Here is a 17,115-nt window from a genome sequence, read left to right as displayed (position 1 = left end):
TTTAATGCCGTGTTTTCGTGCTATTTGCTTGTAAAATGGGCATTCGAACAATAAGTTTCATTTTTTTATTGATTCAATCTGAAAAATCAGTAAAGTATGCACCACATCAGCGGCGGCAACCGATTGCTTCGTTGAATATCAAATTTTGTAACGCGTTACGACGAGTTACCAGAGTTTGCCCGAGTGGTGGAATCGGTAGACACAAGGGATTTAAAATCCCTCGCTTAATAGGCGTGCCAGTTCAAGTCTGGCCTCGGGTACCATCATTTACATACGTAAGTATGGTGCGAAAAAGCCTCAACGAAAGTTGGGGCTTTTTTGTGTCTAAAATTTATAGAAATGATGCATAGAGTAAAAGCAAAATCCCTCGTCGTTTTAAAGTAAGGCGTGCCACTTCAAGTCTGGCCTCGGGTACCATTATAAAACAGCCTCGACATTAGTCGGGGCTTTTTTATGTCTGAAATTTAAGTAAGTTGAAGTTATTAAACGTTTTTAGGTGCTTCAGACTTGAAAATAATGTCTTTAGATTGCACTATATAAAAATCGAATTGTGATGCCCTCTAGGAGGATACCGTCACTTTTTGTAGGGATGCTGTAGGGTGGTTTGGAATACTCGACTGGGTCGAACTCTATATTCTACTTCTATAGGTACTACATTCTGCTGGTAGTGTTAGTACCACTACTACAATCCAATTTATGGCTGCAAACCATTTTGAGGCGTCACGGCCAGTGACGAAAAATAATCAGGAATTTAACTATGCCTGAGTCGGCTTGGGTCTATTTAGGGAACTATTATGTTCACTTTAAAAACTCAGAAATTTGAACTTACGATAAACATCGCGGCAATCATTAAGGCTTCGGCATTTTTGTTGTACGTTATGTAGTGATTTCAAGGGGCGGGCGACTTCGGTCGCCCAAGCTTCACTTACAAATTATCAACTGCAAATCATACTCAAAGCCACATCCGTTCTACACTTCAATAATTTCCGATTTAAGTTTTATTTGATTTACAACAACAAATATGTGTTAAATTAAAAGTAGAGTTGTTTGTAATAAATCGCATTTGAAAAGGAAGTCGAGCAATTAAAATCTGTTTAAAAATGTTATTCGGTCTTAAAGTTGGATTCAACGACATCGACATGAATGACATAATCACAAGCGAAAGTTCATACCTAGATAACATCAGTTTCGAATCCCCGATCGTGTTTAAGTAGACAGTTAGTTCAAGTAAGAACTTTAGGCATCAACCACTATCACTTCGCCGTTAATAAACCCATCTACTGAGCGCTCAAAAGCTTTACCGACTAATCTTCCTGGTACAGGTTCAAATCCTGGCATCATTTCACCGTAAACTTCCCATGCTTCAGTTAACACGGTTGGATTTACCACATTAATACGGGTATTTCTTGGCATCTCATGGGCTACACATTTTACGAAGGTGTCTATGGCGCCGCTGGTGGTCGCATCTGCAATCGCAAAAGGAATAGGCTTCATGTTTAATATGCCACTGATAAGTGTGAATGAGCCACCATCAGCAATATATTTTTGCCCGATTCGGACTAAGTTAATTTGACCCATCATTTTGCTCATTATGGTGGTTAACCATTGTGATTCAGTCATTGATTCAAAAGTTTCATATTCACAAAAGCCGACTGTGTTTACTACAGCATCAAAGTGGCCCACTTTTTCAAAAAGTGATTCAATCGATTTCTCATCAGTGATATCGACAATATGATCGACATTGCCAGAACGCCCAGCGGTAATAACCTTGTGATTGCCAAGCCCTGTTAGTGCTGCCTGCCCCATTTTACCTAGTGCGCCAATTAAAATAACTGTTTTCATATTTGCTCCTTAACCTGTGTTTGTTTCGATGGATGTATCTTAGGGTGGAATCAAAACAAGCGGAAACAAATAGTATTTGTAGGTGTTACAAGTTTTTCTTGTGTAGTGTTAAACTGCTACCAACATCAAACTCAGAAAGTGGTTAGCGTGAGTAAATTAGATCGTTTAGATATGAAGCAGCTCAGGGTGTTTCAGGCATTAATTCGTGAAGAGAACGCCTCTAAAGCTGCGAATCAGCTTGGGTTAACTCAGCAAGCAGTTAGCGAGCATTTGAAAAAGTTACGAGACGTGTTTGATGACAGATTATTTGTGAGGAAGACCAATGGCTTTGTACCAACCCCATTTGCGGAGGAGCTGGCTATAGGTGTCGATAGACTGCTTATAGATTTTAACTCGTTGTTGTCAGCTAAAGATTTTTCACCAGAGAAAGCCAAAGGCACGTTCGTTATTGCTGCCACTGATTATGCTCAACAAATTATCTTACCTAGCCTGATTGCCAAAATAAGACAACAAGCACCAAATTTAAAGTTGATTATTCGCGACTTCGAATTAGATAAACTGCACGAGTTAATGGAAAGCGGCAAAGTTAACTTAGCGGTGGCATTTCCTGACTATATTCCTGAGAGTTATAAGATCGTTAAGCTATTCGAAGAGCATCATGTTTGTGTGACATCAACTCATTCATCGATTGCTCAATTAACACCATCATTAGCTGAAGTAGCCCAGTTTCCAACCATTATCGCATCTCCATCAAGGCCTAACTTTAAAGGGTCAATCGATGAATGGTTCTCAACCTTTGGCTTAAAACGCAATGTTGTGGTGTCTGCTCCGTGCTTTTCCATTGTGCCTATGTATCTTGAAACCACAGACTCAATCGCGTTTTTACCGTCTAGAGCTATCAAAGGGTTAGATGTTGTCACTATAGAGCTTGAAGAGTCGCCAGATAGTTTTGATGTGATTGCAGCGTGGCACCCGAGATACAATGAGGATCCGTTGCAAAAGTGGGTTGTGAGTTTACTTGATTGCTTCTAACGTTTACGTGAAAGCGAAAAAACAGAGCAAATATTTGCTCTGTTTTTTATTTTGATACGTTAATTACTCTTCGTTACTGGCAATAAAGTTGTTAATTGCTGTGAGTATCAAGTCTTTTTTCATTTGAGTTGGGGTGACTTTTTGATCAAACCAAAAACTCATTGGTTGGTCGAAACCAATGCCATGCATGTAGTTGTATATCGCTTTACGCAATCCCTCACCAAGCATGGGATGATCAGTACCGGTTGGGTCAGTAAAATCGACATCGTTTTCAGCAAACGTAATATCAGGGCGCTCAGCAAGGGTAATGCCAAATTGTTCTGGGTTCATGCCAATCGGGCTGTGAACTGTGGCCACAAAACGATGCCAGTAAGCAGACTGGAAACAACCTTGCTCCATCATCTGGCGTACCATTTCGAGCGAATCAATGGTTTCTTGCTCAGTTTGAGTTGGGAAGCCATACATCAAGTAAGCATGAACCAAAATACCAGCGTCACTAAATGCTTTAGTCACGTGAGCTACACGCTCAACGCTGACGCCTTTTTTCATTAGTTTCAACAAACGGTCGGATGCGACTTCAAGACCACCGCTGACAGCGATACAGCCTGAATCTGCGAGTAATTGGCAACGTGCTTGGCTAAAGGTTCTTTCAAAACGGATGTTACCCCACCAACTAATCACGACATTACGTTCAATTAATCGTTTAGCTAATGAAAATAACACTTTTGGCGGCAAGGCTTCATCGACAAAATGAAAACCTGTTTCACCGGTTTCTTCTATGATCTGTTCGATTCGATCGACTAGCACATCGGCGCCAGCAGCATCGTATCGGTCAATATAATCTAGGCTGACATCGCAAAAGCTACATTTACGCCAATAACAACCATGGGCAATGGTGAGCTTGTTCCAGCGGCCATCACTCCAAATGCGGTGCATTGGGTTAAGCATTTCGCATAACGACAGGTAATCGCCTAACGGCAGCCCATCGTATATTGGTGCGCCCACATCAGTTTGTGGAATATCGTGAAGCTCGGTATTTTCATTAAAGTGAACATAAGGCTGGCAATTTTCATCCTCTGCAAGGAAGTAAGTACGGACTAAATCATCTATCTCACGTTCACCTTGGAAGTATTCAAGCAGGGTAATTAATGGGCGCTCGCCGTCATCCAGACAGATAAAATCAATAAACTCAAATACGCGGGGATCTTTCAGCGCACGCAGCTCCGTATTAATAAAACCGCCACCGATTACGATAGGGATGTCTGGGTTAATACTTTTACAGGTTTGCGCAATACGCAAAGCGCCAAGCATATTGCCCGGAAAAGGCACTGTTAGTGCAACCACACTCGGCTGTGTTTCTTCAAGGTAATGCTCGACTAATTGCTCCAAGATTTCAGAACTGAAACTTGGTTCGCCCATCAAGGTATCGTAGAGGTTATCAAAACTTGGGTTAGCTGCGGCAAGTTGTTCACCGTAACGACTCACTTCAAAGTAAGGGTCAACTCCTTGGGTAATAACGCTCGATAAATCATTGATAAATAGCGTGGCTAAGTATTTGGCTTTATCTTGTACGCCAAGGTTACCAAAGGCGGCTTGCAACACATCGCCTGATACCGCTTCCATTTGTGCAATGGCATCAAATGCGGGGCCTTCAGGTAAAAAGCGGCGCGAGTTAATCCGCATCGCAAGGCTTGGGTCTTTGCCTTGTAAGAACCGTATCGCAGTTTCGACGGTTAAGTGGTAACGGTCAAATTCGGCGAGGAAATTAAAAATGACATCAGGTAGCTCGTCATCTTCAAAGTGTTGGTAGTTTTCTTCTACATGCTGACGAATAATCTCAAGTGCTGGCGCTGTCATCATTTCTAAAAACAACTCAATTGCAGGATCCCGTTGCACCGCCTCATAGCCTCTAGAGCGTAAAAATCCGGTTAAATACGCAGTAGCCGGATAGGGCGTATTTAACTGAGTCATCGGTGGAGTCATTAGAAGAACGGTCATAACCTGCCTTTAAATAGGAAAACTTGAGCACTTGCAGCAAAACAAAGTGGCAATATCACAACTGAAAAATACAGCTGTTAAAAATAAAAAAGGATTCTAACAAAAGCAGTGGATAAAAACCCGTTAATTAGCTTTTCAGCTTTATTAGATGAGGCGACTTCTGGAGTCCGTCTTTATAACTGGCATTTATCACCTGCATTTGTCATATAGACATTGGAATAGCGCTTACTGATTTTATACCTGTTTATAGGCTTGGGTATTATAAACTTTCCAGTCTGTATTTTTAGCCGTAAATCATCAATGCTCCAAAGTTTGTTTACTAATTAAAAATCAAAGTCGTGTCTATTTTCCTACATTAAAAGAAACATCGCAGGATTCCATCCTGCACAGGCCAAAAGGGTATCAACAGCAATACCCTCTTGGATCACCCTGCCGCCCCAAACGAAAAATGCTGAAAAACGCATATTTTCGATGGGGGTGTATCCAACTTCTGACTTCGTTTGTCGACTGCTTCAGAGTTATTCGAAAATGCTAACGCTTCCGGTGGGCCTTCCATGGCCCCACGAAAGCTAGCCTGACGTCCTGTCAGGCTCACGCTATTTTCTTCAACGCCCTCAATTCAAATTGAGTCTGGCAGTTTTTGTCTTGTTTTCAGTTACAAAGATAGTCAAGTCGAAGAGATGAAAATTTTTGGTATAAATGTGGCAGTGACAGTCCATGACATGGACGAGCTTTCAGGGGCTCCCTTTTCCGTGCATCATTTATTGCTTGCTGTAAAGGCTACCTACATTGTTGAAAACCTCAATCTGAAGGTATTAGCAATAACATTTGATGAGTCAAAGCAATATGAATTCTTACTTGTACTTAATCCACCTATAATTCTAGGAGCAACAGGCATGGTATTAAATGCATTTTCTATAGAGCCTTAATTTTGTTTTTAGATTAAGATTGGTGAAAACGATGTTCACACTTAAATGTGGTGTTATTTTCATGGAGTGAAAATTGATCAAATATTTTAAATACCTTATAGCGTTAATAGCAACCTTGCTCATTTTTTCATGTGCAAGTATTCAGGAAAATAATACAGATTCGAATAATTTGATGGCAAGTATTGAAATACTATCTAATGAAGCAACCAGTTGTTTAAATAGCAACAACAGAGCATCTAGTATGTGTACTAGTTTGCCAAAATGTATAAAACTGGAGGCTCTGACGCTGTAAAACGATTTAGCGCTGAGGCTGCCAAGTATCTCGAGGAAGATCTCGATGCTGCACTTACTACAACAGATCAAATTATTATAGTTAGTCATGCTGTATAATTTTTGGGTAAGCGAACATAACGAGCGTATTATGCACAGGACTGCTAATTGTTGACTCGGTTCCGCTACGCAGCAAATTTTAACAAACTATCACTCGCCCTGACTTGGGCGCTTTACTATTATATTGAAAGGATGCAAACAGAGAATGAAGTTTATTGAATTAGAGGTGAAAACTGCATTTGTTGTACATGGATTCGATGAGAATAATAAAGAAATCATAGAAAAAGTTTCAGATGATGTGTTTATAAAAAAACTGATATCAATTGATAGAATTCAATCAATAAGTGAAGAATATGTATTAGTTACTTCAGCACATACACGAGTTATGTATTGGGAATATAATTGCTCCATGGACGAGTTAACTGCCAAACTAAACAGCGCTGGACTGCAAATCGTCTAACCGAAAATGAAGTCACACAGCCAACGTTTAGCTTTTCAACTAGGCTAAGCTTGAGTTTTCGCGCTGTCAGTCCTTTATCAAGTGTTATCTTTTACAATTCTGTACAGTTACATTTGCTCTTATTGGATGAGCCACCTTGTCGAACCTAATTTTATTGGAAAAATAGTCGAAATTGATTCTTCTGAGTTAGTTCAATATTGGAAGCATGATTGCTCTAAAGTCATCTGGCCGGCATGACTGGTTACCCGTAGGTACAGGGAAAGCATCTTATTTTATTACTATTGATTCTAATGGAACTGAGGTAAATAAAGAGTTAATTGACTCCAATTCAGATGGCTGGACGAAGCAAAAACTGTTAAATAAAATGCCAAAACAGCAATACGAAGCTTCTGAAACTAATCCTAATAACATGCCTGTCAAAGTTAAAATTTCATCTGAAGTTAAGCGTATGAGTTAATCAAAGCATATAAGCCAATTGAGGTGTGAATGTTAAATTTGTATGTTGTGGTGATAAAGCGCTTAGCTGATTTGTATTAGGGTTAACTTTATCAATGATTGGTCTATATTAAGTAATACAGCCGACGAATTTTCAAAAACGTGATTTAATTATTTTATTGTACGGTAATAATAACAAATGGGTTTATAGGCTGGTGGGTTTACCAATTGCCCTACAATTATCTACATCATAAAAGACATTAGGTTGTTAGGAGTTACGATGAAAACTGCAGTGTTCTTATTGCTATGCTTATTGATTGTGCCTGTTCAAGCAGCTGAACATGAAAATGGTTTTGTTGAGCAGAGCGCTGATGGAAAGGCGCTAGTCTGGAGTGATATAAATAATGAATGGGTTAGCATAGAGCTATTTTGGAGTGACTTTGCTAAGTCTAATCAAGCTAAATATTGGGGCCAGTCTGAGGTCATACCCTAATTACAATGATGTAGAAGAGTTCGATACATTTTTGGTTCAATTAGATGAAGGCAATTGTTTAATGCAGTTCTTCCATTCAAGGTGGCGGCGAGCTAATGATGTTCAACGCTGGGATGATACTTTCAATGAATATGGTGGCTGCCCATATGTGTTTAATTAGTTTATTTCGAAAGAGATATTTCTCGTATTCTCATCATTTATGAACGGCGAATTCGGAAAAATATAAATTTGCCTAAGTTAGTTTTAGTGTATTTAAACTTTGCCTCATTAATTAAAAAGCCTCTGCCGAAGTCGTTCGAGCAGAGGCTTTGTCATTTTAGCTTTTAAACCAACGAAAGGTTACTTAAACGTTGATATGCTTTTTAAATGCTGGGGCAGGTTTAAAGCTCGGTTGATTGAATCCTGGGATTTCGATGCTTTCACCTGTGTGAGGATTACGACCATTTTTAGCTAAATGGTAACGAAGCTCGAAGGTACCAAATTGGGGTAAATACACTTTCTCGCCTTCGGTTAAGGCTTTATGAAGCTGAATGAGGATCTGTTCTAATTGAGGCTTGGCTTGAGATTGTGTAATGCCAATGTCAGATGCCATGGTTTGTACGAGTTGCTTCTTATTCATAAAATTACTGCGATAAATAGTTTAAAATTTTTTTGCGGGCAACGTTTATAGCAGTTCTGTCAAAGCATTCCTAGTTTCTTAAAGCCAATTAACCGCTTACTGGGGGCTTGTTGGGTTAGTTGGTCTAAATTCATCCGTCTTTCGTAGTAACTTGTTAGCAGATATCACTGTCTGTAACACAAGGTTGATATTTTTTTGCCATACTGAGTAAAGGAATTCGAAGTAGGAGGGTGTGGATGAAAGCATTGTGTTGTTTGCGTATTAGTTTACGTACTGGTTTCGCTTTTACTTTCTTGTTGTCAATTCTATTGAGCTCGCCGATTAAAGCCGCTTCACAAAACCATGCTACCTATAAAACACTGGCTCAACATGTCTTATTGATTTCGTTGGTGGAGCCGTCTGTTAAATGGCAAGATTATTTATCCATTTTACAAGGTGCGAGTGAAGCTGAAAAACTTGAGTATATTGATACGATCCAAGTTGATATTGCTGACTTTTGGCATCAACGCCAAGTGGCACTGCCATATGACAGTCTAGATAATAGCGCATCTTCAAAACACAAAACTTTTGCCCTTGAGCCCAATGTGGAAGATTACTTAAGTGTGTTAAACCACATCAGAAGGCTTATGTGGCTTAACGAACGGCACGAGTGGACAAGTATTCAACCTGGTGGGTTATTACGCCCCGGTGATAGCCATAAAACCATCAGTGCCATTTCGCAACGATTATGGCTGTTGGGTGATTTGTCTTCTCGCTCTGAAACTCAATACGTTTTTGATGAAACTATTACTGTTGCTGTCGCGCGTTTTCAAGCCCGTCACGGTTTAAAGGCTGACGCTGTTATTGGCCCTAAAACCTTATATTGGTTAAACCAAACCCCAAAAGAGCGTGCTGCATTACTGGCGGATAACTTTGTACAAAAGACCAGTTATAAAGCCGATTTAGGTGAGCAATATTTATTAGTGAATATTCCCGCGTTTGAAATGGTATTAGTTAGTGATAATCAAGTGGCACTGACCTCTAGAGTGATTGTTGGGCGCTCATATAGACGAACCCCTGTGATGAAAGGCCAAATATCTAACATTGTGATTAATCCTACTTGGACTGTACCTAAAAAATTGATGCGCCGTGACATATTGCCGAAAGTGGCCGAAAACGGCAGTTACATCAGTGATAGGCAGTTTGATGTGTTTGATGTTACCGGCACAAAAGTCAGTAAAACCCCGCAAGAGTGGCAAGATATTGTCAACGCAGGGCCGTTCCCATATCGTTTAGTTCAGCGGCCTGGCGAGATTAACGCATTAGGGCGTTATAAGTTTCACTTTAAAAACGACTTAAACATCTATTTACATGATACCCCTGATAAAGGTCTATTTACTGAGGATGATAGAGCGCTTTCATCGGGTTGTGTGCGTATTGAAAAAATCCAAGAATTAGCAGAATGGTTTGCAACTAATGTTGTGATTGATAAGCGAACTTGGCAGCGGATGCAAATAGAAGGTGAAAACACTCAATGGTTTTCATTATCAAAAACGGTACCGATTCATTTTGTCTATTGGAATGCGTGGGTCGATGATACTAATCTAGCTCAATATCGTAACGATATTTATCATTTAAATAACATGAGCCAAACAATTGTGGCGAACAATTCATCTAATTCGTTACAGAGCGTTGCTCGATAAGTGATTGACCTGATTATAACTTACTAACATGTACAAAAATTAAGCTGGTTTTGTCGGCTTGATCGCTTGCTATTGCCTTCCTTTCCGTTTAACTTCCCTTTCAGTTGTGTAAAAAACACACAGGTTTTTATAATTAGAAAGTGGTGAGTTAATGTCTTTAGTTTGTCCTGCCCGTAGGCAAGTATTGTTAGGTTTAAGTGGTGTTGCTGTCGCTTCAGTGTTTTCAACACCGGTTCAAGCAAGTCGTTCAACTCAAGGTGTTAGAGAGTTAAGTTTTTATAATCGTCACACTGGCGAGCGCGAACAAGGACAGTTCTGGGCAGAAGGTGAGTACAACCAAGATACATTATCGTTATTCAGTGAAGTGCTACGAGATCATCGTCAGAATCAAGCTGCACCTATGGACAAACGCTTATATGAGTTTGTGTATAATTTGCAACAAGCGATAGGTAACAACGACGAAGTACACGTTATTTCAGGTTACCGTTCGCCGCATACCAACAATATGTTGGCCGCGAAAAGTAATGGTGTTGCCAAGAAAAGTTATCATATGAAAGGTATGGCGATGGACCTCGCTATTCCTGGTGTCGAACTTAAAACTTTGCGCGATGCCGCGCGTTCATTAGAATTAGGCGGTGTTGGCTATTATCCCCGTTCTGGTTTTATTCATGTGGACTGCGGCCCAGTAAGAAGTTGGTAAAGTTTCATTTTTGTCATTTACCTTCATGGTGCTAAAACCCGAACTCAGCATGCATTATCTTCAGCTTTGTTAATCTATCGAGGATAACATTGCTGAGGTAGCAAAACTTGGTGAGCCGTTAACTGAGTGATTGGTATGAAATAGCTGCTAATTGCTTGTTGAGGTGCATAAGCTGTGTTAAAATCCGCGCGCTTTGTTTAAACGAGTTCGATTGAATTGTTTTAATATGCTTTTTATAGAATTTTATTATTAATAAACAAGCACGAGTTGTTATTGGTCGAAAATAACAACATCAATTTATTTTTTTATTAAGTGAGAAACACATGTCTTACACTATTCAAGCTGAAATCCGTACTGAAATCGGGAAAGGTTCGAGCCGCCGCCTACGTCATGCGAATTTAGTTCCTGCTGTAATCTACGGTCCAGGTAAAGAGCCAATTTCTGTTAAGTTCGCTCAAAAAGATATCGTAAACATTCAATTGAATGACGATTTCTACACTACTGATTTAACTCTAGTTATCGATGGTAAAGAAGTTAAAGTACGTGTTCAAGCTATCCAACGTCACGCTTACAAGACGTTAGTTGAACATATTGACTTCAAATTTGCTTAATCGTTAATTTGAATGAAAAAAGCGCCTTTCGGCGCTTTTTTTATGTCTGAAGTCTGGTCAATGTTTTATTGCCAGTTTGCTATAACGTAGTTAGACAATGACATTAATAAATCTTCTTAGTCATTTTCAGAGTTTGTTTAACTCATAGCTATAGAGATAGAATAAACATAGGCAGGATTATTTACCGCTAAAAGCTAGTCAACATTAAAGCTGTAATAGATATCTAATGATTGATTTAGTGTCCCTGATACGGTTTCTAGATACAGCTGCGATAAAATGTAGTAGCGAACCGTCATTTCATAGCCTGGGTTAAATACCCCTATCCCGTACTTGACCATTAAGTCTTCACCAATGTAACCACTAATCGCGACACGGCCTTCATCGTTGGCATCCAGTTGTACATTAGAAAAGCCAAACTTTTCGATTAACCCTGTTGCTGTCGAACCAATGTTATTCATGGCTCCGCCACCAAATTGTGAGCCTAAGGTTAAGGCTGCGCCCATCATTAAGGCACTGTTTTGTTCATTGCTGCCATTACTAAAACCAGCACCAGTGACGATATATGACAAGATTTCTGCTTGCTCTTTTGCAGGGGTTGAAAATAACGTCACGATAGGGCGCATAGCGGTACCTGTGACTCTGACACCAGCGGTGATATCTTCTTCTTTGATTTCTCTAACGGCTTCGATATTTAAATTAGGAACCTCGGTTGGTCCAGAGAACTGCACTTCACCAGTACTAATGGTGAGCGTTTGCCCCATGAATTTGTAGGTACCTCGGCTAACTCTGATATCGCCAAATAATAACGGTGGCTTAAATGCTTGTTGCTGCAGTAGCAGTGTTCCGTTGAGCTTACCGCTGAGTCCCATCCCGTCAACACTGACTTCTGGGCCAACATTAATGCTCAAATCTGACACAATGGCATAAGGGCTCACACGTTGCTCTTGCTCAGAAATAGAGTCATTAAATACCACATCAGATGAGACGGCTACGCCACCTTCTGCAAGCTGTACAACGGTAATTTCACCGGCAGGTATATCGACATTTCCTTTAACTGCCAGTTGATCTTTATTAAAAGTAAGATTGATATCAGGAGAGGCATGTAAAATTGCAATCGGTGGTTGGATTAACGCGAGTTTGTCACCTTTGATATCAATATCACCACTGAAGTTGCCTTGTGGCCAAGATAGGGTGCCATTAATTTGCGCTAATCCTTCGCCCATGGATAAGTTGCCATCTATTAACCCTTTTTGACCTTTAAGCGCCATAGAGAGGTTAATTTTATCGACTAAAGTTGGGTTACTGGTAGTGGCGATAGCAGCCTTAGATAATGCAATGTTGCCTTGAGCCATTGGGTTATTAAGGTTGCCTACAAGATCTAAATCTGCAGTAAAGTCACCTTGAAGGGTTTCAAGTTTTGGGAAAAAGCCTTGGAAGTGATTAAGGTTTAAGGTGTCTATGCTGACATTGCCGGATAGTTCGCGGCTTGGATCGGTGCTGACACTGATTTGGCTGTGTATATTGGCAATTTGTTCAGCTTCTACAATGAGATTAGTGGCAAGCTTTGTTTCATCTAATAAGATGTTCAACTTAACGATATCGTAATCGAGTTTAATAAAATCATTACTGGTTCGTTTTAACTCAATCTCTCCTTCTGCCATGTTGACTTCAGCATTGGCTTGAAGGTTTTCAGTTTCTGACCAGCTTGCTGACGCGGTAATATCAGTATCGCCAGCCCAAGATAGTCGAGTGGGTAACATTGGCTTTAATAAAAGTCCTGGTGTCCCTTGTGCTACAAGGCTGATATCACCTGATTGGCCGAAGCTTGCAGGTGTTTCGATACACACTTGGTTGTTGGGGTGAGTAATACAAAACGGCTTGACGCTACCCTGAGTCTTTTTCTGATCCCAAATGATGTCTACAACTCGATCTGTAGTCCAAGTTCCTAGGAAATTAGTGACTGATAATGCGTTAATTTTGGCATCGAAGATTTGAGTTTTATCGTCGAATTTATTGTCAATAATAGTATGAATAGCAAGTTCGCCAGCGGTATTAAACTCAAGGTGTTGTTGGTTTAAATTACCTGATGCATTAACTAAAATTTCTGATAAATCGATATTTTTCCAGTTAAGTTTGTCATTGCTGACATCAAGCTTAAATTGATGATTACTCAGTGGTAAATAATTGGCTGTTAAGTTAAGCAGCTCAACTTCCATATCGGCGTATTCAAAGTCGGTGACCTTAGCGGAAATGTCTACAATGGGTTGTTGCTCATTTCCCGTTACATCGATTTTTGCATATATACCACCTGTTGAACTTGGTAACCACTGGCTGAGATCGGGTACGGTAAGTTCAGCGTCAACATCCCAGAATTTACTGGCTTGGCCATTTACAATGAGCTCAGCGCCTAGTGCGCGAGCATGTAAATTATCTGCATTGACGGCAAGCTGCTCATTGAACTCAATGTTGCCACTGACAGTGAGTGGAAACTCATTTAATGTGCCTTTAAGATCGGCATCGGCGATTTGTATATTCCAAGTCTCATCGCCAACACTACCTTTAGTTGATAATTGGCCGCTGATATTACTGTCGAGTTCAGTTAGTTCGTACAAATAACTGATTTTTTCTAATTGTAGCGTTTCGGTTTGTAGCTCTGCTTGCCAATTAACACCATTAGCAAAATCGAGTAACCCATTACCTTTAATGTCACCAGCTTCTGATTTTATATCTATGTGCGAAACGGTTAGCTTGTCTTGCTCAAAACTGACATTGGCGTCGGCATCAAGTTTTGGATGAAACGGACTTTGTAGCTGCGCGCTAAAAATCGCAGATTGACTGTTTATATCACCTTTACTGGTAAACTTATCCACTTTTGCTAAGTATTCTGGTTTATCAAAAGGCCATTTCAGATCTGCTTGAGCGACTTCTAATTGGTAATCCATTTCAGGCTTGCTGAGTGCAGCTATGGCTTCAAAGTCGATTGTCATATCACCCGTTGCCGATACTTTTACCGCTAAATCATCAAAGCCATTTTCGGCCTGTATTGATATTTTTTGCTTGGATAAACTCGGTAATTCAGCCACATTATTGAGATTGAATTGAGCATCGATGGTCATCGGGTAGTCATCGTTTAAGCTAATGTCGCCCACGAGTGTGGCATCGCCATATTGGTGTGTGACTGACAGTTGTTGCACATCAATAAAGTATTCGACATAACTGCCTTGTAATGCAATATGTGCAAATTTGTCTTCACGTGACCCTAATCGCATCACACTATCGGTCGAGATTAATTCATCCACATAGATAGGGAAGGTCATATAGACGGCGGGCAGGTTAGCCATGGCCCAGTCATCTATGTCTGAAGTCGTTTCGGGAGTTAGTTTATTTACATCTTTGTCTTTATCGTTATTTGCACTAGTCGTTTTATCATCTTCACCATCCCCAAGCGGGATATCGACGAGTAAACCTTGACTGTGAAGATAACTGACGCGCAGTCCACTTCTATTCCACAAAGCTTTGCCTTGCAGACGTTCAGCGTTATAGCGCATATCGTTGACACTGACTTTGACGTTATTTAAGTCCAGTTCGTTAAGGCCGATTATCACAGGTAAAATCAGTGGTGATGGTTCTTCATTTTTGTTATCTAGCTCAGCGTTTTCAGGGTTTACTTGCACTAAATCATCTATAAGTTCTTTATTTGTAGCATCGTCATTTATAGGGTTTTCATTAACTGCATCGTCATCAAACTCATCGGTGGCTACACGCACTTTCACATCGCTTGCAAGTAGGCTATCGACACATATCTGCTTATTGAATAAACATGTTGGCACCCATGAAAGGGACAAGTTTTCTACTTCTACCGCTACGCCGTTCATTGACCAACTGGCGTAATCAAATTCTAAATGCTTATTAATGATCCCTGAACGCAGCTTGAGCTCAAGGTTGGGGACAAATTGATTGGCAAAGAAGACACTTATTTGTGCGCCAATGGGGGTACCAATTAATACTGCAACAAGGATCAGTATCAGTAATGGAATATAGATTAATATACGAGTTGAAAGCTTAAATGCAATCCAGCAGCGTTTTAATACAGACTTTGGCGGCTTAGCCGCAGGTATATGACCATGAGCTGAATGAGTCTTATGGTCTTGCGTGGATGCTTGAGGAGAGGATTGGTCAGTCATTACAATTCAGTCCCCATGGTTATGTGAATTCGCCACGAGCGATCAACGGTTTCAGTCTCTTTAAGGCCGACACCTAAATCAAGCTTGATTGGTCCAATAGGTGAAATCCAGTGAATACCGCCACCAACTGAAATCACGGGTTCAAATTGTTCGGTATCAAATGCATTACCCGCATCAACAAAGCTTGCTACTCGCCAGGTATCAGTTAGGTAATATTGATACTCTAAACTCCCCACAACAAGATAACGGCCACCAACAACCTGACGCGATATGCCGCCTTCAGCATTCTCATATTCAATATAAGGGCCTAACTCTTGATAACTATAGCCGCGTATAGACTGATCGCCACCGGCAAAGTAGCGCAGTGAAGGCGATATTTGGTCTATTTGATCACTGTCGGCGATATTGGCACCTAAATCCAGACGAGCGACAAAGCGGTGACGATCAAAGAAAGTATCAATCCACTTAAATTTGGCTTCTAATTTTGCGAGTCGAATTTCTGAACCTAAATTGGGGTCGCCGTACTCAACACTATAAACCTGTCTAAAGCCCGATTTGGGGTCAAGGGTGTTGTCACCACGGGTGGTTTTACCAATGCCGAAACCGGCTAAAATGTATTGCGGGTCGTAGTCAGTATCCGATTGATTATAAAACTCTTGGTTGAACTCCAGTGAGTAACCAAATAACCAGCCACTGTCTAAGCGCATTTGTCTAATAATGCCTAGTAAGCGTTTTTCAGATTCAAGTTCTCCAGTGTAGTCATAACTCTTGTTTTCTTCATTATAGTCTTGTGTCACACCGTACTTGTCGCGTAGAAGACCAACTTTAAATTTCAATTGGTCGTCTAATGGATGTGTCAAAGGAATCGTATATGTAGTTAAGAATTTAGGCCTATCAGGTGACCACTCCATGGTCGTTTCTTGAGTATGGCCGAAACGGTTAATTTCTGGCATACGCCATGTCAGACGGATACGAGGCTCAATGTTTTTGTCAACATTATTGCCAATGTCTGCACCTAAACCCACTTCAAATGAGTGGGTAGGGCGCGGCGCTAAATCGACTTTAATAGGTACTTTGCTATCTGAGATATTGTCAATTAGTGGTAATACTTTGATGCTACTGAAATAGCCTGTATCGATTAAGTTTCTGTTAAGGCGGTTTAATCGACTGGTGGAGTACTTGGCATTTGGATCAAAAGGAATCAACTTTTCTAATAAATCATCATTGACAGTTTGGCCAGAAAATACCACATCACCAATGAGGTAGCGTTTTCCTGATTGGAAATCGATATGAATTTTTGCCGTGTTGAAATCTCGATTGATTTCTATTTCAGAACGAGCAAAAGTTGCATCAAAATAACCTCTTGCTAGTGCGAGAGTCACCAATTGTGACTTTAAGTCAGAATAGATCCCATGGTTTAACGTATCGCCTGGTTTAACTGTCAACTGATTTAGCCAGCGATTAAAGCTGTCGTCATTGAGCATTTCATCACTGAACTTGATATCAATCCATTGAATGATGGTGGGTGCGCCTTCATCGATATCGATATTAAGCTTCCATGGTCCCTTATCAGATTCAGTGACATCGATGTCTACTTTGGCATGATAATGTCCCATGGATTCTAAAGCTGCAGTGACGCTATCTTCAACGGTAAATAGGAATGCGCGGCGTTGCACCGCAGAGTTTGGGCTTTCGCCAAGGTGAGCACGAATATTTTTTGTGAGTCTTTCTGAGGCGCCCGTTAATTCAGTGCTAAGCCATTCATCTTTTGCCCAAGCGAAATTCGATGCCATCGAAACG

The 17,115-nt window shown here is 40.5% G+C and carries 13 protein-coding genes and 1 tRNA gene; 9 read left to right on the top strand and 5 right to left on the bottom strand.

All coding sequences use genetic code 11. The features are described from left to right. Positions 1-177: 177 nt before the first annotated feature. Positions 178-263, top strand: a tRNA-Leu gene (locus AC0L4E_RS11820). 973 nt (positions 264-1,236) lie between these two features. Here the strand turns inward: AC0L4E_RS11820 and AC0L4E_RS11815 are convergent. Next, the gene (locus tag AC0L4E_RS11815) at positions 1,237-1,842 is read right to left on the bottom strand and encodes a short chain dehydrogenase (protein WP_473679340.1); all 606 of its coding nucleotides are present in this window, start codon (positions 1,840-1,842) and stop codon (positions 1,237-1,239) included. A gap of 147 nt (positions 1,843-1,989) precedes the next feature. Between AC0L4E_RS11815 and AC0L4E_RS11810 the strand changes: the two genes are divergently transcribed. Beyond that, positions 1,990-2,874, top strand: coding sequence for a LysR family transcriptional regulator (locus AC0L4E_RS11810; RefSeq protein ID WP_473679339.1), 885 nt, complete (start codon positions 1,990-1,992; stop codon positions 2,872-2,874). Between the two features lie 63 nt (positions 2,875-2,937). Here the strand turns inward: AC0L4E_RS11810 and AC0L4E_RS11805 are convergent, their stop codons facing one another. Beyond that, positions 2,938-4,872, bottom strand: coding sequence for a B12-binding domain-containing radical SAM protein (locus AC0L4E_RS11805; protein ID WP_473679338.1), 1,935 nt, complete (start codon positions 4,870-4,872; stop codon positions 2,938-2,940). Between the two features lie 680 nt (positions 4,873-5,552). Between AC0L4E_RS11805 and AC0L4E_RS11800 the strand changes: the two genes are divergently transcribed. The 4 genes from AC0L4E_RS11800 (at position 5,553) to AC0L4E_RS11785 (ending at position 7,519) form a co-directional block, all read left to right on the top strand. Beyond that, positions 5,553-5,801, top strand: a complete 249-nt coding sequence (locus AC0L4E_RS11800) for a hypothetical protein (protein ID WP_473679337.1) — start codon at positions 5,553-5,555, stop codon at positions 5,799-5,801. Positions 5,802-6,336: 535 nt separating this feature from the next. After that, the gene (locus AC0L4E_RS11795; protein WP_473679336.1) at positions 6,337-6,591 is read left to right on the top strand and encodes a hypothetical protein; all 255 of its coding nucleotides are present in this window, start codon (positions 6,337-6,339) and stop codon (positions 6,589-6,591) included. A gap of 205 nt (positions 6,592-6,796) precedes the next feature. Then, positions 6,797-7,048: a hypothetical protein gene (locus AC0L4E_RS11790; RefSeq protein WP_473679335.1), complete on the top strand. Its 252-nt coding sequence runs from the start codon at positions 6,797-6,799 to the stop codon at positions 7,046-7,048. 258 nt (positions 7,049-7,306) lie between these two features. Beyond that, positions 7,307-7,519, top strand: coding sequence for a hypothetical protein (locus AC0L4E_RS11785; protein WP_473679334.1), 213 nt, complete (start codon positions 7,307-7,309; stop codon positions 7,517-7,519). A gap of 343 nt (positions 7,520-7,862) precedes the next feature. Here AC0L4E_RS11785 and AC0L4E_RS11780 read toward each other — a convergent pair whose 3' ends face one another. Then, positions 7,863-8,138, bottom strand: coding sequence for an HU family DNA-binding protein (locus AC0L4E_RS11780; RefSeq protein ID WP_220755498.1), 276 nt, complete (start codon positions 8,136-8,138; stop codon positions 7,863-7,865). Between the two features lie 236 nt (positions 8,139-8,374). Here AC0L4E_RS11780 and AC0L4E_RS11775 point away from each other — a divergent pair, with 236 nt between their 5' ends. From AC0L4E_RS11775 to rplY, 3 genes are all read left to right on the top strand, one after another. Further along, on the top strand, positions 8,375-9,820 hold the full coding sequence (locus AC0L4E_RS11775) for a L,D-transpeptidase family protein (RefSeq protein WP_473679333.1): 1,446 nt from the start codon (positions 8,375-8,377) through the stop codon (positions 9,818-9,820). 151 nt (positions 9,821-9,971) lie between these two features. Beyond that, a complete protein-coding gene (gene mepK / locus AC0L4E_RS11770; protein WP_473679332.1) occupies positions 9,972-10,520 on the top strand; it encodes a peptidoglycan L,D-endopeptidase MepK in 549 nt (182 codons plus the stop codon). A 323-nt stretch (positions 10,521-10,843) separates the two neighbouring features. Then, positions 10,844-11,131 carry a 50S ribosomal protein L25 gene (gene rplY / locus AC0L4E_RS11765; protein ID WP_248982847.1) on the top strand — a complete coding sequence of 96 codons (288 nt, stop codon included), beginning with the start codon at positions 10,844-10,846 and terminating at the stop codon, positions 11,129-11,131. A gap of 194 nt (positions 11,132-11,325) precedes the next feature. On the opposite strand, the gene AC0L4E_RS11760 is transcribed toward rplY, so the two are convergent. Together AC0L4E_RS11760 and AC0L4E_RS11755 are read right to left on the bottom strand one after the other, a co-directional pair. Beyond that, positions 11,326-15,315: a translocation/assembly module TamB domain-containing protein gene (locus AC0L4E_RS11760; RefSeq protein WP_473679331.1), complete on the bottom strand. Its 3,990-nt coding sequence runs from the start codon at positions 15,313-15,315 to the stop codon at positions 11,326-11,328. After that, complete coding sequence (locus tag AC0L4E_RS11755) at positions 15,315-17,108, bottom strand: autotransporter assembly complex protein TamA (RefSeq protein WP_473679330.1); 1,794 nt, start codon at positions 17,106-17,108, stop codon at positions 15,315-15,317. Before AC0L4E_RS11755 ends, AC0L4E_RS11760 begins: the two co-directional genes overlap by 1 nt. Positions 17,109-17,115 lie beyond the last annotated feature (7 nt).

This window comes from Shewanella sp. GJ50-10 (assembly GCF_055808815.1).
Note: the sequence above shows the minus strand (reverse complement) of the source record. Positions and strands in the feature narration are given on the sequence as shown.